This is a genomic window from Dorea longicatena, assembly GCF_025150085.1.
GTDB lineage: Bacteria > Bacillota > Clostridia > Lachnospirales > Lachnospiraceae > Dorea_A > Dorea_A longicatena.
The window spans coordinates 1,716,705-1,735,924 of sequence record NZ_CP102280.1; the positions used below are offsets into that span (position 1 = coordinate 1,716,705).

The 19,220-nt window shown below is 34.5% G+C and carries 20 protein-coding genes; 3 read left to right on the forward strand and 17 right to left on the reverse strand.

The annotated features are described in order from the left end of the window. Positions 1 to 7: 7 nt before the first annotated feature. Complete coding sequence (locus NQ508_RS08125) at positions 8 to 595, reverse strand: DUF2971 domain-containing protein (protein ID WP_006427315.1); 588 nt, start codon at positions 593 to 595, stop codon at positions 8 to 10. After that, positions 595 to 1,128, reverse strand: a complete 534-nt coding sequence (locus NQ508_RS08130; RefSeq protein WP_006427314.1) for a CpsB/CapC family capsule biosynthesis tyrosine phosphatase — start codon at positions 1,126 to 1,128, stop codon at positions 595 to 597. The genes NQ508_RS08125 and NQ508_RS08130 overlap by 1 nt, the downstream gene beginning before the upstream one ends. A 280-nt stretch (positions 1,129 to 1,408) precedes the next feature. Here NQ508_RS08130 and NQ508_RS14270 point away from each other — a divergent pair, with 280 nt between their 5' ends. Continuing rightward, positions 1,409 to 1,777 (forward strand): IS110 family transposase, encoded by a 369-nt coding sequence (locus NQ508_RS14270; protein WP_259829110.1) that lies wholly within the window; start codon positions 1,409 to 1,411, stop codon positions 1,775 to 1,777. A 69-nt stretch (positions 1,778 to 1,846) separates the two neighbouring features. Then, positions 1,847 to 2,551: a transposase gene (locus NQ508_RS08140; protein WP_242654732.1), complete on the forward strand. Its 705-nt coding sequence runs from the start codon at positions 1,847 to 1,849 to the stop codon at positions 2,549 to 2,551. A 700-nt stretch (positions 2,552 to 3,251) separates the two neighbouring features. On the opposite strand, the gene NQ508_RS08145 is transcribed toward NQ508_RS08140, so the two are convergent. After that, on the reverse strand, positions 3,252 to 3,599 hold the full coding sequence (locus NQ508_RS08145) for an RICIN domain-containing protein (protein ID WP_006427312.1): 348 nt from the start codon (positions 3,597 to 3,599) through the stop codon (positions 3,252 to 3,254). Positions 3,600 to 3,774: 175 nt separating this feature from the next. On the opposite strand from NQ508_RS08145, the gene NQ508_RS08150 reads away from it, so the two are divergent. Then, positions 3,775 to 3,927 (forward strand): hypothetical protein, encoded by a 153-nt coding sequence (locus NQ508_RS08150; protein WP_006427311.1) that lies wholly within the window; start codon positions 3,775 to 3,777, stop codon positions 3,925 to 3,927. Between the two features lie 118 nt (positions 3,928 to 4,045). Here the strand turns inward: NQ508_RS08150 and NQ508_RS08155 are convergent, their stop codons facing one another. The 14 genes from NQ508_RS08155 to NQ508_RS08220 all read right to left on the reverse strand — a co-directional run bounded on the left by NQ508_RS08155 (position 4,046) and on the right by NQ508_RS08220 (position 19,196). Further along, a complete protein-coding gene (locus tag NQ508_RS08155) occupies positions 4,046 to 4,183 on the reverse strand; it encodes a hypothetical protein (RefSeq protein WP_006427310.1) in 138 nt (45 codons plus the stop codon). Positions 4,184 to 4,474: 291 nt separating this feature from the next. Further along, positions 4,475 to 5,311 (reverse strand): thiamine pyrophosphate-binding protein, encoded by an 837-nt coding sequence (locus NQ508_RS08160; protein ID WP_006427309.1) that lies wholly within the window; start codon positions 5,309 to 5,311, stop codon positions 4,475 to 4,477. A 4-nt stretch (positions 5,312 to 5,315) separates the two neighbouring features. Then, on the reverse strand, positions 5,316 to 7,016 hold the full coding sequence (locus NQ508_RS08165; RefSeq protein WP_044919924.1) for a thiamine pyrophosphate-binding protein: 1,701 nt from the start codon (positions 7,014 to 7,016) through the stop codon (positions 5,316 to 5,318). A 272-nt stretch (positions 7,017 to 7,288) separates the two neighbouring features. Further along, positions 7,289 to 8,422: an acyltransferase gene (locus NQ508_RS08170; RefSeq protein ID WP_006427307.1), complete on the reverse strand. Its 1,134-nt coding sequence runs from the start codon at positions 8,420 to 8,422 to the stop codon at positions 7,289 to 7,291. A gap of 28 nt (positions 8,423 to 8,450) precedes the next feature. After that, positions 8,451 to 9,416 carry an O-fucosyltransferase family protein gene (locus NQ508_RS08175; protein WP_006427306.1) on the reverse strand — a complete coding sequence of 322 codons (966 nt, stop codon included), beginning with the start codon at positions 9,414 to 9,416 and terminating at the stop codon, positions 8,451 to 8,453. A gap of 18 nt (positions 9,417 to 9,434) precedes the next feature. Next, positions 9,435 to 10,466 (reverse strand): acyltransferase family protein, encoded by a 1,032-nt coding sequence (locus tag NQ508_RS08180; RefSeq protein ID WP_161158811.1) that lies wholly within the window; start codon positions 10,464 to 10,466, stop codon positions 9,435 to 9,437. A gap of 35 nt (positions 10,467 to 10,501) precedes the next feature. Continuing rightward, positions 10,502 to 12,013 (reverse strand): lipopolysaccharide biosynthesis protein, encoded by a 1,512-nt coding sequence (locus tag NQ508_RS08185; RefSeq protein ID WP_006427304.1) that lies wholly within the window; start codon positions 12,011 to 12,013, stop codon positions 10,502 to 10,504. Positions 12,014 to 12,027: 14 nt separating this feature from the next. Then, entirely contained in the window at positions 12,028 to 13,080 is a 1,053-nt protein-coding gene (locus tag NQ508_RS08190) for a polysaccharide pyruvyl transferase family protein (RefSeq protein WP_006427303.1), read from the reverse strand. A gap of 3 nt (positions 13,081 to 13,083) precedes the next feature. Further along, on the reverse strand, positions 13,084 to 14,109 hold the full coding sequence (locus NQ508_RS08195; protein WP_080543134.1) for a glycosyltransferase family 2 protein: 1,026 nt from the start codon (positions 14,107 to 14,109) through the stop codon (positions 13,084 to 13,086). Positions 14,110 to 14,120: 11 nt separating this feature from the next. Continuing rightward, positions 14,121 to 15,125 (reverse strand): glycosyltransferase family 2 protein, encoded by a 1,005-nt coding sequence (locus NQ508_RS08200; RefSeq protein ID WP_006427301.1) that lies wholly within the window; start codon positions 15,123 to 15,125, stop codon positions 14,121 to 14,123. A 50-nt stretch (positions 15,126 to 15,175) separates the two neighbouring features. Beyond that, positions 15,176 to 16,171, reverse strand: coding sequence for a glycosyltransferase (locus NQ508_RS08205; protein WP_006427300.1), 996 nt, complete (start codon positions 16,169 to 16,171; stop codon positions 15,176 to 15,178). Next, positions 16,155 to 16,733 carry an LbetaH domain-containing protein gene (locus NQ508_RS08210; protein ID WP_006427299.1) on the reverse strand — a complete coding sequence of 193 codons (579 nt, stop codon included), beginning with the start codon at positions 16,731 to 16,733 and terminating at the stop codon, positions 16,155 to 16,157. Before NQ508_RS08210 ends, NQ508_RS08205 begins: the two co-directional genes overlap by 17 nt. A 21-nt stretch (positions 16,734 to 16,754) precedes the next feature. After that, a complete protein-coding gene (locus NQ508_RS08215) occupies positions 16,755 to 18,071 on the reverse strand; it encodes a hypothetical protein (RefSeq protein WP_006427298.1) in 1,317 nt (438 codons plus the stop codon). Continuing rightward, positions 18,072 to 19,196, reverse strand: a complete 1,125-nt coding sequence (locus NQ508_RS08220; RefSeq protein WP_006427297.1) for a glycosyltransferase family 4 protein — start codon at positions 19,194 to 19,196, stop codon at positions 18,072 to 18,074. Between the last annotated feature and the right edge of the window lie 24 nt (positions 19,197 to 19,220).

A 19,220-nucleotide genomic window follows, 5' to 3' on the forward strand; every position in this document is an offset into this window, starting at 1 on the left:
ACGACTGTCAATACCGCAGCGGAATCTCCGACTTTTTCACACGCACTTCCAGATTTCTGCTTCCAAAATAATGCCGCAATCCCTTAACCGCCAGATCACTTGTATTCTTCGTCCCAACGCAAACAGATTTTAAACAACTTATATCTCCAAGCTTCATTTTTATAAACGGAATAAATACTTCATCTTTTATCCGATATTCCACCGGAATGCTATTTTCCGGCACTTGATGCTCTCTTTTATGTACACAGAGGAACACCATGCGATATTCCTGCTCCTGTGCAAAACATTCCTTTTTGAAGAACATATTATACAACAGGCAGATCACTGAGATATGATCTACAAATAATTTGACATCCTCTTCTTCTGCGCTATCCAAATCATCCCAGCCATGAATGGTTTTATAATCTTCTCCATCCGATAACAGAAGCCGCTCTATGGTATCTTCCAGTAATTCTGTCTGTTCATCATGATCATATATCACTTTTCCGTCAAATAACGTGCTGTCATTCCCGCAATGTTCCTGAAATGTTTCCTTCAATTTTCCATATTCGACTTCCATGCAATATCCCATGAAATCCGAATACTCCGACCACATCAACAGGCTGTCACCACTTGTACAAAAGGAAATAACATAGCTGCCTTCTTCATCTTCGGCGGTCTGTGCTTTTTATCGTGTGCATCGGTTCCGACGCAGTATATCAGTTCTTCGTCCAGAAGTGCTCCTATGAATTTCTTAATCTTTCTTCCTGCGCCGCCAGTGATGCTGTCTGCGTTGACCTGTATGTACACGCCCATATCGTAGTATGTAGTCAATAAGCCTGTATTAGGTATCTCATATTCTGGTATCGCCTGCTGTAAGCCAATCCCTCTAACATTAGGAACATATCTCCATTCACATTCATCACAAAAACATTTTCTTGATTTTTCATTAGTATTTCTATTCACAAAATTCCTTTGATACGGCTTATAAAACATAAGTTCATGAAGTAAGTAGTCCTTTAGCATTATTTGTGTTTCTGTTTCTTCTTTATCATCTTCCTTAAGTATTCTTTGAAATGTATCTGATATATCCTTTCGTAAAGTAGAATTTTCATTTAGATAATGAACTGGTTGAATATCATTTTGCATTTGTATGATAATTAGGAAGTTAATTATCACACGTTTCCTTTTTTTTAATATCGTGGTTCAATACATTCAGATACTGTGGACTTTTGATTTTGCCCTGTAGCTTTGACTACTCTAAGGAGTGTATTGCCGCTACCTTTATCTGAATTGTTTATAGCTGGATGTTGCCGGAGTAATCCGAGTACTTATTTCCATCAAGTCTACGATGATAATCGCTGGTGGATATCACGGTATCAGACTTTAGAAAGAGAGGTACAACCTCATAATTTATGTAGACATTGACATTGCCAAACTCAATCACTTTGCCTCAGCCATATCTTCTGATGGTGAAGAATTAATCAAGCCGTTCAAATTTACAAATGACAATGATGGCTTCCAACTGCTGATTTCCAAGCTAGATTCTCTAGACAAGGACAGCCTCATCATTGGTCTTGAATCGACGACACACTACGGCGACAACCTTGTTCGATATCTTGTTGCTAAGAATTACAAAGTGTGTGTGTTGAACCCCATCAAGACTTCTACTATGCGTAAGAACAACATTCGCAAAACGAAGACTGACAAAGTCGACACATACATCATTTGCAAAACTCTCATGATGCAGGAATCTCTCAGATTTGTGACCTTCTATGATCTTGATCTGATGGACTAAGCCCTTGGACGATTCCGTCAGAAAACCATTAAGCAGCGAACCCTCCTAAAGATTCAACTGACTTCTTACGTGGATGAGATATTCCCTGAATTGCAGTATTTCTTCAAATCAGGTCTGCATCAAAAATCTGTCTATGCGCTTCTAAAAGAAGCACCAACACCGGAAGCTATTGCTTCTATGCATATGACTCATCTGGCTCATTTTCTCAAAGTGAACTCGCATGGACGCTTTGACAAAAAGATGGCTCAGCAGTTAAGAGTTCTCGCACAGAAGTCTATCGGTGCCAGCGACAGTTCTCTATCTATCCAGGTAACTCACACAATTCAACAAATAGAGTTACTCGATAGCCAATTAGAAAGAGTTGAAGCTGAAATGACGGAAATCATGAAATTCAATGATTCTGTCATTATGACCATTCCTGGTATCGGATATATCAATGGAGGAATGATACTTGGCGAAATCGGTGATATCCACCATTTCTCCAGCCTCAACAAGCTGCTTGCATATGCCGATTTGGACCCTTCTGTCTATCAGTCTGGAAACTTTCAGGCTAAGAAGACCAGAATGTCAAAACGTGGATCTAAAGTCCTCAGATATGCACTTGTTAATGCAGCTCACAATGTTGTTAAAAGCAATGCCGCCTTCAAGACTTACTATGACGCCAAGATGGCTGAAGGCCGGACTCACTATAATGCTCTTGGGCACTGTGCCGGCAAGCTCGTCAGAATCATCTGGAAAATGATGACTGACAACCTGGAATTTAACCTCGAATAAGAGGTCTGGATACCTACATCTTAGATTTGTTTAAAAGCACCCTCCAGGGAGCCTTATTAAGGTTACCCATTTTTACCACGAAAAGGATTTATTAATTTCCAGCTAATTTAAGCTTGACTTTTCATAGCTGGTCTTGTATGATATTCATATAATTCATTTGCTAGTCTTCTTTGAATAAGTTTTAATTCCTTATTTGGTGCATTAATTAAACGTTGTCCACCACTTTTTTCGGAATTTCAAACGATGTATACATATTCTCCAAATGTTTTATATATAAAAGATATGTTAATCTTTTATGAGAAATCCCCAAAAGATCTGCTAATTCATTTCTACTTTTAACTTCGTTTATCATTTTCAATTTATCCTTTTATAAAAATAACGTGTAGTTACTCATTATGCGATGCTTAAAGACTATTCTGCAATCATAGTTAAAAAAGTAAGAGAACGCATATCTCACTACCATTTTTACCAACACTTGCGAAACACAAGTACAAAATCTAACTACACGTTATTAATAGAATAAAACATTTTCTTATTCCTGACAACCTATTTACTTATTTTTATAAAAAGCAAGCAATGAAAAGTCACAAAACCTCTTCATCCACCTGCTTTTTCCGTATACTCTCACCACTTCCACAACATCTGGATGTTCAACCGCCCACATACCACAAAATACCACCTGTTTTTCGACCTCCGTCTACTAGGAGACAAAATATTCCACTGCTTTCCATTGCTGTGCCAACGTATTATTCATACTATAGAGTTGAATATTACTTACATTTGCTGCGATCGCTGCCTGAAGATCTACGCAATAATCTGCATCTAATGCAGATAAGAAAACGATTCGACCATTTGTCTGCTTTACCGCAATCCATTTCTGTGATTTTTCATCTTTATAGTCTCGTTGTTCTATATTGGCAGAATTCTTTGCCGAACCGCCATTTATACTCAATACTTTACCTGAATTCTTATTTTTCAAAATCACATAATTTTTATTATCACGACTTATCTTGTATTTTTCCAGTGCTATTTTAATGATTTGCAACACTGGATTAAAATCATCTTTATTATAATATATTTTTCTCTTTGGTTATTAAATATTTCCTTGAGTCATATTATATATTAACAGACCTATTAAATTAAATATAACATAAAATGAAGCCAAGCACTATTAAAATTTTTCAATTTTACACAAAATATTAATCCGAAAGGAATGTATTCTTATGCATAATTTTATTCTTCTTATAATTATTGTCTTTGCCATTGCATGCCTGATTGTTGTCTGCTGCTTATGTATTGCATCTACAAACTGGCGAGATGACAGACATGATTATGAATTAGATGATATCAGGGATAAATCAGATGAGAACAAGTAAATATGATAACACCTCAATGTTCATGATATTAATATTTTTCACATATCACCGTATTAAAGTATTCCTCTAAAATTAAAACTGACTATCCAACCAGTTCTAATCTCTATACTTTGACATACTATAAATCAGAAAATAGATCTTCCTTATACACTTCTGTTTTCAGCATCTCCTCAAAGCTCTCCTTCACTGTAACCACATCTTCCTTGTATGTCATACCATACCAGGTATCATTACTGCGTAATACTTTGACTGACATCTTATTTTCTGCTAATAATTCACCAATAAAAGTCCCCTTTTTCCGGTTTTTCCTCACACCACTCTAATTTCCCATCTACATCATAACACCAGCTCTGATCATATTCTCTATATGCGACCCAGCCCTTTACAATTTTTTCCTCCCTATGATTTATATTTTACCATAGAAGACCTTGCTGTTATTAGCTATTTACAGAAAAAGTTTCACACACTCTATTTTTCCATGTCTCACTTAGCAAGTAAAGAATATCAACCCCTCCTTTAGTATATTAAGACAAAATCTTCAAAAGCACTATTTTTTGAGCATGATGAAAATCGTTTGTTTTCCGTTTTCAAATAACCTCTTCAAGCTCGTTCCACAAATATTGTCTTCCGCTTCACATATCACTTCATAATTCAATGTTCTTGCATAATCTCCAATCATTTTTTCAAATTTTTGAGAAATAACAATAAAGAAAAGATCCTTATTCGCATGAATGTTCCCAAGTGTGTTCATATCATGAAGAAATTCCTCCTCCGTAACAACTCCTATATAGCGTCTTCTTTTTTGAGCTAAAGAAGCGCCAAGAACATTTGACAATGTTCCATCCTTACACCTAGACATTCCACCACTTATGCACTTACACATAAAATCTTTTTCCTTTGTCTGAAATCTCGGCGAAAAATAAAGATAATCTTTTTCCGAAACTGCTTCCATCAAAGCTTCTTGTAATTTCAAAGATTCTACTTCTGTATCTATAATTATTTCCTCTCCAAGCTCAATGTGTGCCGGAAGCTTATAATTCGCAAAGTTCAAAATTTCCTTTGCATCCTTTACCAGATAATGTCCCAATACAACATCTTTCAACTCCATTGTGTAATCCAGACTATTTCCCAAAGTGATCAGTATCACCGGCAGTTGTCGGTAGAACGCTTCTGTCATTCCAGAAAAAGCACTTCTAGACGCATTGCTCCCATCCACACATACAGCAACAATCTCTCCGCACTGAGCACTAATTCCAGTAGCGTAATATACAGCAGATCTTACATCCAGCGCCAAAATACATTTTATATTATCCTTTTTAAATTGTTGTACAACCATGCTTGGCTCTACTTCTTTTGTATAAATAAGATATTCTATCTTTTTCATTTTATTATCTCCTGAATAATCTCTTAGCAAATTTATACACTAAAGTTTTTCTTAACTCGGCTTTTATGCCAGTATTTTTCGCCAATGAATTCATCATTAATAATGCCTGGCTTTCTTCCTTATCATTTGTAAATACTTCTAATAGTACGGGACTCTTATGTTTACATAACCATTGTTCTTTTTGTCTGTTATATTCTTCTTTCGAAAAAGCACACATATACATAACTCCAAGATTGGCACATAACTTCTTCACAAGCTCTGAATTTCGAAATCCATTATGTCCTTTAGCAGCCATGAAAGGATCTGCATCCATCCCAAACATCGCTGCTCTGTTATCATAATTTTTAAATTCTGTTCCAACTCCATTATTTACTAAAAGAATATGCACATTACACGGTATAGCATTGCAAATTGAATTAAGATCATAAAAAAAGGCTAAATCTCCTATTATCAGATAATGTTCTTTTTTCGGATTGCTTATAGCTGCTCCAATACAAGAAGATAAACATCCATCAATCCCAAAGCCTCCCGTATTCGCATAACATAACACATCCTCTGGCGTTTCAAAAAAGTTCCAAGATCTCAAAGAATTTAAAATTCCAAAATGAATCACCGAATTTGCCGGAATTCTATCTGCGGTTTCTTTGGCAATCCAAATATTTGAAAACGGAACTTCCGGAACTAACCGATTTACCTTTTTCTGAGCCTGAATGCATATATCTATTAAAGTATTTTCCTGCTGTTTTTCTGAATAGTGCTTAAAAAAAGTCGTTTCCTCCATCTCAAAAACATAGGTCAGATTTCGGAAGCAGTCTCTAATTTCACCATCCGGATTCACTCGCCACAGCTGTTCTCCAACAAATCTCAGATATGTTCCATGCACAGAACCAATATATATTATCAGATCAAAAATTCTGGTTCCAAACTCTTTTTCCTGATTGTTCACCAGACTTGCCAGAAAACGGTATTTCCCACGATAATTGCTAATCTGATCGCAAATCACCACTGCATTATTTGCTTCACAAAATGCATCTATTGCTGCAGTCAACTCAGGACTGAATGCCTCATGTGCTCCAACATAAATTCCAATCTTACCAACTGGTATTTTCGGGAATTCATCGGTCATTATTCTATGTATAACTCTACATTTTGGAAGTTCTTCTGTTGTAAATTGAGCAGAATAAACTGTTGTCAAATTAAAATGAACCGGTCCTTTTTCCCTATGCACAAGTTCCAACAAGCCATCATTTACTGCAGTTATCGTATATTGCCTGTCCTCCTCCGAAAAGACAGACGGAAGTTGAATACTTTTTTTCACTACATCTGGAAATGTTACGCTTCTATCAATAACCTGTGCATAATAGTGTCCTATGCGCCCTGTATGCTGCGTCGATGTAATCGCCAAAACCGGTAGATGTCTATAATAAGCTTCTGTCAATCCTGGAATATAATTACGGGATGCTGTCGCACCAGTGCAGCTCAATACAACCGGTTCCTCACTTTCTTCTGCCAAACCACAGGCCATAAAAGCCGCTGCTCTCTCGTCTACAGCCGAATAGACTTCAAAAAAAGGATCACTTTGAACGGACCCGACAAAACTAATATTAGTTGTCCCCGGCGATGCAATAATTTTTCTAATACCGTGAGCTTTCAATAGTGATATTAAAATCAATATGTTCTCTTCATCTGTGTAACACATCTTCATCTTTTCAACTTCACTTTCCCTTCTCATTCTTTTATATAACAATCTATTATTTTTAAAAATAATAGATTTAATTTTTGTTTTTTAATCCAATTTTCATAAAAAAATCTACCGCCTTACGAATCGAATTTCCGATTCATTAATGCGGCAGATTTTTCTGAAAATTATTATATAGGGTAGGCATTATAGAAAATTTTTTCTTGCCTACAATACATTTTAACACATTTTCATCTAAAACAGTAATTTTTTTCATTATTTTGAAAAAAATTACTGTTTTAGATGAATTTACCTACCACCGGAATTCTTTTAACACATAATGTAATTATTAAAGAAATCAACGTAACTACTATACTATATATAATTCCCACTGTAATATTGGAAGTAAAAGAAGCTTGTATTGAAAACTTTTCTATCGTTCTAAGAACTAATACATGAACAAGATATATTCCCATCGTATTCTTTGATATCACTTCAATACACTTACAGAATCTATCCTTTAAAGTGATCTCCGACTGTTTTTGTAATCTATTATTTTTATTAAAATCCATAAAAAATAGAAATACATAAATCGCGTTAAGTAATACAAAAATTGTACTCCTACCTTCCCATACCGTGTCCCAAAATGTATTCGTTATTTTTGAATATAATATACCAATTATAAATAAACATATGTTATTTAGCAAAAAGCCCAGAACCATCAAAACTTTGCATTTCATAATATGCACTTTTTCCAATATATTTTTATATGTATATATTAATCCTCCAATACAGAAATATATAATATCACAAGGATTATTCCCTGTAAACGGATTGAACATATTGAAAAAATTAATACCACTTATATTCTTTGGATGACGTATTACAACTGTTGCCAACATCCCCATCTCATTGAGAAAAGTATTTCCAAATATCATTGCAATTCCGATAACTACAAAGTATATAAATATTTTTCTCTGATCACGATGAATGTAATATAATACCGGAAATAACAGGTAAATACACACAAGTTCTCCCAAAAACCACAAGTGACTTGTCCAGTTCGGCCTTGTCTGCCAAAACGTAAGCAAAAATTCTTTTGCACTCAAGTATTCTCCCCGAATAAACATTAAAAATATGATCGTAATTACGCCCCATATGATAGCAATGGCTGCAACCCGAATTGTCTTTCTTATATGTTTTTTCAGATTAAATCCTCTTCCAAATAACAGAAATCCATTAACCACAAAGAACAGCGGAACTGCTACCGCTACTAATGTCTGAATAAAATAATTAACATACCCTGTCATTTTCCCGCTCAAGATGTTTGCATTTCCAATCGCACCATGATAAAAAACTATACATATTATCGCAATCGTTTCCAACAAGTCAATATATCCAAATCTTATCTTCTTTTTCTTACTCTCTTCCATCCTGCTACTCCCTTTTTACAGATACTTTTTACGGATATAATCCCAGATCAAATACATGTGTAAATTCATACTTTTCATCATTAAAAAATATTGCGCCCAATGTTCCGCCACAATTTCCACCAACTAACGCATCACAACGTGACAATAATATAATAGATGAAAGATATTCCAACCCAGACCAGTAATTATCATTCTCCCTCTCAAAGTGAACATCCTTTATATAAGATATAGAAGAATCTTTATCATATATATCATCATAATACCGTCGTTTATTCTCTAATATCTTTCCCGGAAATTCTTTTTTAAAAAGGTCTCTTGTCTTTCTCTCTTCCGTTGCAAGATAAATTGCATCATACTTATTCTTCTCCATATACTTTTTACAATATGCAATTACATCCTTTATTTCCGGCTGAACAGGGTGCCCTGACGGTTTTAATGCCAGATAATCTGTACCACGGCAGATAACTCCCAGTACTTTTCTTTTTCCTTCAAATAGCTGCTTATATTCCGCTTCGATATATTCTCTGGTTTTTGAATTTAAGCGAATATATTTTTTATACCACTGACACCAGATGTGAACCTCTTTCTTGTTAAAAATATCATCAAACTTAGGCAGATATGCGTTCGTTTTCTTTTTACATTCTACAAAGGTAACATTTCGTTTAGATCGCAAACTGTCGTCTAACGGTTGAAAATACCATTCCCAATGGATATTTTCTTTTTTGTTCTCATTAACACAGATCTGTGGATACATTTTATGATATTTTGCATAAATAATCAAAGCCAACATATTATGCAAATAACAGAAGTTAAAATACTCGTATTCATATTCTCCTTCTTTTATCTGCATTATCTTAATCAAATCCCTGTTGAAACTTTCCGTATCTTCTGCATGTTTACCAGCATATATATGATATGGTATTCGTTCAAGCCGCTGTCCCGCAAAATACAAATTAGGATAAATCTTCTGATTATAAATATCTTTTAATGACATAATCCTCGCTCCCTTTAACTAACTTCTCATCTTCCACAATTTCGTCCATACAATATTAACAATGCACAAAACAATAATGGTTATTGCCCATAACATCGTTTCCGGCAGCGTCACATCTATCCTCCTTGCTATAGCTTCCAATACCAACGGATGTAATCCATAAATCAAAATTGATGAATCACGACAGAACTTTCCAGCCTTCGAAGCGCCTTCTGTAGTTAACGGGTTCTGTAATAACACTATAAATAATAATAAAATAACAAAAAGTACTCCAAAACTTCCTGCCGTCCCTTCTGATAAGCCCATATTACCTGCCAACCATATTTCAAAACAATTAAAAAGTATAGCTACTGTCAAACATATCTTCGCCGTTTTCCGGTTAATCATCTTTTCTTCATTCAGCCATTTATTCTCCACAGCAGAAATATAATTTCCAAGAAAAGTAAATGGTAATATTGCTGTAGTAAAACGATGAATATATGTAAAATCGAACCACTGCATTAAACGATCCAGCCCAGGTATAAAATGTTCGCCTATGCCATACCATGTATACGTACATGCTCCAAACACATAACAAAGTATGCCAATAATCCAGAATATCTTTTCACATTTCCATTTTATAGCAAAATGCAAAATTACAACTCCTAATATCATACAAGGGAAAAACCATAAATGATAATATGTTCCATACATCACAAAACGCTTCACGATCGTATATATCAAATCGCCAACAGACAATCCGGCAAACTCATGTTGCGTGAATCCCCATATAATATAAATCACACTAAACACAACATAATAGCTCAATAATGATTTAATATTTTTTATCCATCCCCTGCTATCTTTTTTCTCGTGTTTTGTAAGGAAATATCCTGTAACACATGCAAAAAAAGGAACTGCCATTCTTCCCAAAGCCGCATTTACTACTTTCGCAACAGTTGGTGATATGTCATTTAAAAAGTTAGCGTGTACACCTACAACCAAAAGTGCTGCAATAAATTTGACAATATCCAACGAATTATTTCTTGCTTTTGTTTTATTTTCTTGCATATTTTCCACCATTTTCGCATTCTGTTATCTTAAACTTAGTTTCTCTTAAACATTCTTCTGACATTTTCTTTTTCTTCCTGATTGAATCCCCATCTATAAAGGAGAATCCCATATACACAGATAAATATTGCACCCTGACTAATAAAATCAAACCACGAATCTACTGCAAAAAAGCTTTTTACCAACAATCCTTCCATATATGCTATTATCAACACAATTGTTGGACGGATCATGCTCTTAAAGAATGCCTTAATATTCAGCCCAATCTTGGTCTGATAATACCAGTTCATTAAAATTATATTTCCAACAACTGTTGCCAATGTTGTTCCAAAAGCGGCACCAATCGCACCATAATATTTTCCTAATGGTACACTTATTCCCAGATTTGCAAATGCGATTATAAAATACACAATCGACCGGAATTTGTGCATATTCTTTGCTTTCTGAATTTCTATTCCAATGTTCTGAATTAATGGTATAATTGCCGGAATCATAACCAATGCCCCAACATAATATGCCGCATCATACCCTTCTCCGGCCCATTTCATAATAAAGAATTTTCCGTATAGCAGATATCCTCCCAGGATAGCTGAAAGGACTACATACTGTACACGTCCAATTTTAATGAACAATGCAGTCAATGCATCATCTCCCTGTCTTTCCGCTACCATCTTATTGACACGGGGAATAAATACATTTGACACTGCAGTCGACATATTAATAAAATACTGATTAAACTGACTACCAACTGAATAAACAGCTACCACGCTTGCTCCCTGAACTGCACCTAAGATAACTTTGTCCACATTCCAATTTATCTGTGATGCAATCTCATTTAAAAATATGAATATCGAAAATGAGCCAACATTCTTTAACACTTTTAGCTGCATTCCATGAAATTGAAATTTCATTTCCAATTTTACAATACAATAATACACATTCATTACTGTTCTAAATACAGATATAAATAAGTTAACTGCTACTAATGCTGTGGATTTATATCCCATATACAATAAGGGTAATGTTAAAATCGGAAGTAATACTGTTGCGCCAATAAGGATAAGTCGCTGAAAAATATATTTTTCATGAGCCGTAATATAACAGTCAAAAATAATATTCGGAAATGTTAATGCTGTTGAAAGAACCAGTACAAACATCAAAATTCGTACCTGATGTACGTCCGCTGGTGAAAGGCTACTGTTAAAAATCAGATTCGCCGAAGCAATCATCACACCTCCTACGATACACGAAACGATTGCAAGGCAACAAAATACCAACAGGAAAATACTATTCAATCTACGGATTTTCTCTTCTTCCCCTTTTACCTTATATTCAAAATAGAACTTAACATATGAACTGTTAAATCCAAAACTCAGCAAACTAAGATACGATACAGCCGAGCTTCCTAATTGATATAATCCATATTCATTCTGACCTAAAAGTCTCAGCATTACCGGTGTATATATAATCGCACATAAGCTCTGGATCACAATTGACAGATAACTTAGTATCGCCCCCATCTTAAGCTGATTTACTTTCTTTTGCATTAATTATTTCTCCTTTAAATTCTGTCTAAAAAATTCTTAAATCTTTTTCTTTCCTGTTCAAGCACCATATCTGTATAATCAAAATTCACCTGAAAGACATCCTGTTCTTCCACACCTTCTGGTGTTCGTTCCAAACAGTTAAACAGCGTCAGCAAAGTACTTAAACGCGAACTCATCGTTTTAAAATTATCTCTACGCTCAAACACAACAAATGGCGTATGAAAAATAAGCGAAAAAACCGTTCCATGAAAAGAATCCGTACAAACACAAGCTGCATGATCTATCAGATACAGAAACTCATCCGGTGCAATACCAAAGTTTTCTTCATTCTGCAATTCAAAAATCTTCATATGATTCTTCTCTGCCAGATTCTCTATCCAGATCTTATATGAAGCTTCACAATCTCCCAGAAAATATGTAAGAATATACGGTGAATTTTTTAATCTGCTTTTGGGTTCTTTTTCAACGTTTCTCCATTTTTCTGCACTCAGATACATAGTCGGGTCACACAATACTTCTACATTCCTTCCAGTTAGCTCCCGGATCAGTTCTGCTCCTTTTTCTTCTCTGACCGATAATAATCTGAAATCCTTCAACCATTTTGCGAAATTTTCTTTATCTTTTTCCGGTATTTGTTCTATTGCAATACTCGGTGAAAGTGCAACCTTTTTCTCTCTTTCTGTAAAACTCAAAAAATTAGCTGCCGTACAATACTCCAGATATGGATTCCAGACCTGATCACTTCCTGCTATAAAATAATCATACGCAGAATCCAGACCTTCCGGAATCTGTTCGTCTATCATATAACTGCTTCTTTTAATATAGGTCTTATTAAATCTGTGAAAATTCAGGATTCTGTTCTCTTCTTTTGTTAAATGATAGTGTAAGAAACGTTTTATATACAGTTTGCGGATATATGCCGGGGCTTCTGTATCGAATACATTCGTTGTTTTCCATATTGTCTCGGCCTGAATTTTTCTGCTTTCCAATGCCTCCTGCACAGCATAATTTTGAAGACGATTCCCGTAATTATATCCATTTGTAATCGTCACTATTCCCGCTTTCATATGTTATGACTTCTCCTTTGCAATCACTCGTTTTAACAACGTATACACATAATGAACATAATAATATATAATATATTTGTTATGTTTCAGCAAAAAGTAATCTAAGCCATTAATATCCCGATATGCCATCTCTTTTTCCAGAAACTCCACAAATCTTTCATCCTTCATTATTTTCCGTATTTCTTTTATACGTTTCTTCAACGGTACATCTGTCCATACGTTCCAATATGCCGCAGCTGTATTAATTCCCTGAAAATAAAAATACCGATTTAATTTTCTTTTTGCACTTTCACTCAGATGGTATTTGTAATCGACCATATAGCATATCTCTTTATCTATATCCATCTGCATCTCAAAAGCATCCGCATAATAAGCACTTCCGGCTCCAGTACCTTGTCTGATATGATATACAAACACAGGGATATCGGATAACACATAATTATCCACATATTGGAAGTATTTCAGGTTAAAACGGATATCCTCACCATATACTACATTTTTCTGAAAATATAACTGATTTGTTTCTATGATATCCCGGCGAAACACTTTTCCACATTGAAGCATGAATAATTGCTCTTCTAATAATTCCGGAAATGCTTCTTTTCCTTGATATTTATCCATTTCACCCGCAGTGATTTTATTTTTAAATCTTTTTTCTGTACCCTCTATCTGTTTATAATAATTAAAAATGAGCCACTCACACTTTTCAGCCGTAAAGTCCAATATTCTTTTCACTGCCCCCGACACTAATTCATCATCTGAATCAAGAAAATATATCCATTCTCCGGTTGCCTTTTTCAAACCAGCGTTTCGCGCCATACTTACACCCTGATTTTTTTGATGAATGATGTCAATATAATTATACTTCTCTGCTTCTTCTTTCATAATTTCAAACGAATCGTCGGTAGACCCATCATCAATTAATATCACCTGGCAATCAGCGGGATCTTGTTTTGTAACAGAGTCTATACAACGCCGCAAATATTTTTCACTATTATAAACTGGTATAATAATACTTAACTTGCTCAATGTGTTTTCTCCTACTTATATTTTTTCAGTTTTGCATATCTTTTATGTAATCCATAATACAGATCTATCCATTTTCTTTTTAATAACCAGTAATCAATTTTATGGATTCTTTGTTCTTCCTTTTCCACCTGCAAAACTTTCATAAAATATGGATCACTTAAAATTCTGTTTTTATTCGTCTGATCTTTCTCAATAACCGTTCTCTCCAAAGAAGCAATACATTGTGAGAAATAGAAATGATTCATCTCTTTCAGTGTATTATCATCTATATATTGATTCACTGCCAGTTCTTTTTTTACTGTTTTACAAAGTTCTTTTTGTAATGACCACTCATCTTTCTGAGTGCTACATCCTAATCCGGTCCCCCATTGATAACAATAAAAATATACTGCTGTATTCAATACAACAAATCGATCTACATACGAAATATATTTTAAATTAAATAATAAATCCTCTCCGTATTCCCTTGATTCATCAAAACGAATCTGATGTGTCTTAATAACAGATTTCGCATACAGTTTTCCCCACACACAATGAAAATTCCTACTGGCACAAAATACCGGTAATTCATTTAATGTACCTGTATGTACCTTCTCATTAAAATACTGTCTGTTCAGAATCTTTTCTCCACTTTTTTCATTTTGAGATATAAAATTACCAATAATCCATTTTATATCTGTTTGTCTTGTCTGATCTGCCAGAACCTCAAGCGAACGTGGTAACATACAGTCGTCCGAATCCAGAAAACCTATCCAGTCTCCGTTTGCCACCTCCAATCCCAGATTACGTGCACTGCTTACACCCCTGTTTTCGGAGTCAATTATCTTGATTGTTGGATATAAATCTACTAATTCCTGACACACTTCTTTTGTTCCGTCTTTCGATCCATCATTAACAATTATGATTTCATACGATTTATACTCTTGTTCTACAATACTTTCTATACTCTTTTTTAAACTTTTTTCTGCATTATACGCAGGTACGATAATTGATATATAAGGGCTACTATATTTCATGATCTGTCATTTCCTTATTTCTTCATTAATAATTACTTTATTTAATATTTTCATTTAAAAATTCTTCTTATCTTTTCACCAAAGGGAAGAATTAATAGCAATGCTATTACATATTCTTTCCATTGGAATTTTTCCCATCTGATAAAATAATAAACCAGTCTTTTAAACTCTTTTCTATATAATTCATACTCAGACTTGTATAACTCAAAATTTTCAGAATCTAATATAGAATTCAACAAGCAAAAATAGTGAGTTCCCACAAAATGATATAAATATGGCATAACATCCGGATGCTTCCTTTTAACATCATTTTCCAGATAACTCATATGTTCTGTTACAACTTTAAACTTTTCAGAATATCCAGAATTTGTTATGCTTCCATATCTTTTTCTATATCCATAAAATTGTGCATCCATCACAACCGTCTTTTTTGAACCGACCAATAATTTATAAATAACATTCGTATCCTCGTTTATCTCTCCCTCTACAAATCTTAATTTTGACCATAATTCGCTCGAATATAAATTCGAGCAAACACTTTCCGGAATATTTCTTGTAAAAAATTCTTTTAATACATCTTCTGTATTATAAACTCTTATTTTATTTTTTACTTCTTTCAAATTAATAGAAATCTTTTCCAAATCCGATTGATTTTCAAAGCAAAAATATCTACTCATAACCATCTGTGCATTACACATTTTGGCCACCTCAATAAGATTTTTATACATTTCCGGCATAATATAATCATCACTGTCAACAAAGCCAATATATTTTCCAACCGCATTTTCTATTCCTGTATTTCTTGCTGAAGATAATCCACCATTTTTCTTATGAATAACCTGTATCTTCTCATGCTTTTTTGCATACTCATCACATATTCCACCACTTGAATCTGTTGATCCATCATCAACTAATATAATCTCATAAGCATCCAGTTTCTGCTCCAGTAAGCTGTTAATACATGTTTTCAAGTACTTTTCTACATTATAAACAGGAACAATAATCGAAAGTACTGTATCCTGTCTTTTGTTATTGTTCATCTGCATGTCCGACTCCTTTTTTTAACTCGCGTGCAGGGACTCCTCCAATTGTAATTCCCGGTTCTTTAAAAGATTTGTTAACGACAGCCCCCGCTCCAATTACGATATCATCTGCAATTTCAATATTTCCGATTATTTTGGCGCCAACTCCTATATCCACTCTGTTGCCTATTCTTGGTGCTGCTAAAGTAATCCCATTATTGCCGATACAATTATCACCATGTAGCTGACACATCTCACCAATCCTTGCAAATCCATTTACAACAATATTTCCAGTGTGATGTATAATAAGTCCCGGTGCGAATGAACCTTCCACCATTTCGATGCCCAGTCTCAGACCCAGACGGTTTCTTCTTCTTCTGTATAACGGATATAGAATTAATTTTTTTAATCCCTTTTGACAATAATAATATTCCGTATAACGCAATACTTTTTGATACTGCCATATACGAACACACGGATCTTTTACAACCCATTCTACCATCTGGTCATGACGGGATTTTCGTGTTATATAAAATTCTTTTTCTTTTTTCAGACAATCTTTCAACTTTTCTCTTGTATCAAGCATATGTAACCTTTCTTTTTTATCTTATACTTTTCCCATCATACCCTGTATTTTCTGGAACGTTTCGCTGGAAACCTTATATATTACCTGCTTTTGTGCAATAAATGGTAATGCACACATCAACGCAATTATATAGGCTGTCTCCATCTCCAATGCATTATTATATATAAGTCCGATAAGACATGTTGGCAAGAAAGAAAATACCATTAAATCATATATATTTCTATTCTGTTTTCTCTTTCCTATAATATATACGGCAATAGACACAAAGAAAGATATCAATAATATAAGACCAACACTTCCCTGTTCCAAATAAACCCACGAATGCGAAAACCACCTATAATGTAAATATTCATACTTTTTGTAAAAAGCACTCTGTAAAAACGAAAAATTCGAGTAATCACAACTTCCTAACCCAAAGCCAAACAAAGAATGTACTCTGTCTCCTCTGAAAAACATAGAATAAATTTTTTGCACTGCTGTCAATCGGTTCAAATCCCCCGAGTTTGTATAGCCATTACCAGATAAGTAGTACTCCATAGCATCATTATCCACAAAAATTTTTAAAATAGCCGGATTATAACGCTTGATAAAATTAAATCCGATTACCAGTATCAACCCTATTGCTATACAAATTCCGATTGTCTTTTTTGAAGGTTTTGTATATAAAAGCTGAATAACTACAATCAGAACAAATTCCAGAAAATATATTTTCAACTCGCACACAGTTGCTACGTACATACAAGCCACACAATATATGAATACCTTCCCGAGCGTCATTTCTGATGAATTAAATTCTGCCATTACGATCGCTGTTATAATACATAACGTTACACAAACATATGCATTACAGCCAGAGGCAACACCAAAAAATCCCCCCAAAAAATCATCCCTATATCCCTGTACAAAATACTGAAAACTTATCATAACAACATTCATAACAAAAAAGACTTTGAATATAGAGATGAATCGTTTTATATCTTTTTTTGATAATAGTGCAACACATAAAAAAAAGAAAACGAAAAATCGAATATTATTACGGAACCCCCATAAAAATAATATTGGATTTGCCAGATTAACTACCGCACCTAAAATCATGCAGAGAACAATTGCCCCAACTATATAGAGTTGGGGTTTCACCGGTGATAATTTAATTCCTTGTTTTATACTACGAAATTGCAATATAATAATTAAAACTACAATAATATCCGTTAAATAAACAATTACTGACGGAAGTCCTATAACATCCCTAAACCACAGCATCATATATACAAATATGATTTGTATAAAAATCCATATCTTCTTTTTTGATGGTACCTGTATAACCAAACTATCTTTCATTTATATTTTCCTTATATCTTCATAGAGTCTCAATGTCTTATCTGTAACAGTATCCCAGTCATACTTTTTACAAATAAAATCTGCAGCAATTTCCTGATATTCCGTAACAACCGCCGGATGATTACATAAATATTGTAATTTTTCTGCCAGTGCTTCCGTATTCGAATGCGGAAATACTACTGCCTTATCTTCTACCACCTCAGTAAGTTCCTTAATATCTGACACCAGGCAGCAATTTTCATAGCTCATCGCTTCTAACAAACTTAATGGCATTCCTTCAAGATCTGATGGAAGCGTATACACATAAGCATTGCTATATAATTCTTCCAGCAAATCTCCTTCTACGAATCCGGTAAATAGAATTCTTGAATCCTTCTCCGCTTTCATTCTTAATTCTTTCTCATACTCATCTGTATCGCTGCTTCCACCAGCAATCACAAGTTTTAAATCTGTATTCACTTTTGAAAATGCCTCAATCAAATACATAATTCCTTTTTCCGGTACAAGTCTTCCCAGGAACAAAATATACCCATTCTTTTCTAATCCATAAACAGATCGGATTCTATCTGCTTTTCTTATCGTCGGACGATTTACACCGTTGGGGATAAATCTTGTAATCCTGTTATATCTGGTCTTAAAATACTGTTCAACATTTTTACTAAGCACAATAATCTCATCCGCATACTTAACTGCATTTTCTTCACCTTTGCGGATGAATTTGGCGCCAAATCCACCTTTCCACTTTTCACGCTGCCAATCCAGTCCATGAACCGTCACAACAATCTTTTTGTGAAACAACTTTGGAATCCAGCTAAAAAAAGCTGGTCCCTCTGCATGAATATGTACAATATCATACTTTCCAAATGCCGCCATCACGGACGAAAAAAACGCCGCTGTAACTGCTGCCATCCCTTTTTTATCTATAGTTGGAACAGTCTTTACTTCAATCCCGTTAAAATTATATCTTTTCCCATACTTTTGGGAAACACAACCTTTTCCGTTTCTATTAAAGCATGTTACTTCATTTCCTGTTTTCACCATACGAGAAGCTAATTCTTCAACTACAATTTCCACTCCGCCCTCTCGTGAGGGAATTCTTTTATGCCCGAACATCGCAATCTTCATGTACTACACATCCATCCTACCTTG

Excerpts from the sequence above, each read along its gene's own strand:
- NQ508_RS08220 (WP_006427297.1), bottom strand. The coding sequence starts at position 19,196 with ATGAAGATTGCGATGTTCGGGCATAAAAGAATTCCCTCACGAGAGGGC.
- NQ508_RS08200 (WP_006427301.1), bottom strand. The coding sequence starts at position 15,125 with ATGAAATATAGTAGCCCTTATATATCAATTATCGTACCTGCGTATAAT.
- NQ508_RS08215 (WP_006427298.1), bottom strand. The coding sequence starts at position 18,071 with ATGAAAGATAGTTTGGTTATACAGGTACCATCAAAAAAGAAGATATGG.
- NQ508_RS08130 (WP_006427314.1), bottom strand. The coding sequence starts at position 1,128 with ATGCAAAATGATATTCAACCAGTTCATTATCTAAATGAAAATTCTACT.
- NQ508_RS08170 (WP_006427307.1), bottom strand. The coding sequence starts at position 8,422 with ATGGAAGAGAGTAAGAAAAAGAAGATAAGATTTGGATATATTGACTTG.
- NQ508_RS08125 (WP_006427315.1), bottom strand. The coding sequence starts at position 595 with ATGTGGTCGGAGTATTCGGATTTCATGGGATATTGCATGGAAGTCGAA.
- NQ508_RS08180 (WP_161158811.1), bottom strand. The coding sequence starts at position 10,466 with ATGCAAGAAAATAAAACAAAAGCAAGAAATAATTCGTTGGATATTGTC.
- NQ508_RS08210 (WP_006427299.1), bottom strand. The coding sequence starts at position 16,733 with ATGCTTGATACAAGAGAAAAGTTGAAAGATTGTCTGAAAAAAGAAAAA.
- NQ508_RS08205 (WP_006427300.1), bottom strand. The coding sequence starts at position 16,171 with ATGCAGATGAACAATAACAAAAGACAGGATACAGTACTTTCGATTATT.
- NQ508_RS08160 (WP_006427309.1), bottom strand. The coding sequence starts at position 5,311 with ATGAAAAAGATAGAATATCTTATTTATACAAAAGAAGTAGAGCCAAGC.
- NQ508_RS08165 (WP_044919924.1), bottom strand. The coding sequence starts at position 7,016 with ATGAAGATGTGTTACACAGATGAAGAGAACATATTGATTTTAATATCA.
- NQ508_RS08190 (WP_006427303.1), bottom strand. The coding sequence starts at position 13,080 with ATGAAAGCGGGAATAGTGACGATTACAAATGGATATAATTACGGGAAT.
- NQ508_RS08150 (WP_006427311.1), top strand. The coding sequence starts at position 3,775 with ATGCATAATTTTATTCTTCTTATAATTATTGTCTTTGCCATTGCATGC.
- NQ508_RS08175 (WP_006427306.1), bottom strand. The coding sequence starts at position 9,416 with ATGTCATTAAAAGATATTTATAATCAGAAGATTTATCCTAATTTGTAT.
- NQ508_RS08185 (WP_006427304.1), bottom strand. The coding sequence starts at position 12,013 with ATGCAAAAGAAAGTAAATCAGCTTAAGATGGGGGCGATACTAAGTTAT.
- NQ508_RS08155 (WP_006427310.1), bottom strand. The coding sequence starts at position 4,183 with ATGTCAGTCAAAGTATTACGCAGTAATGATACCTGGTATGGTATGACA.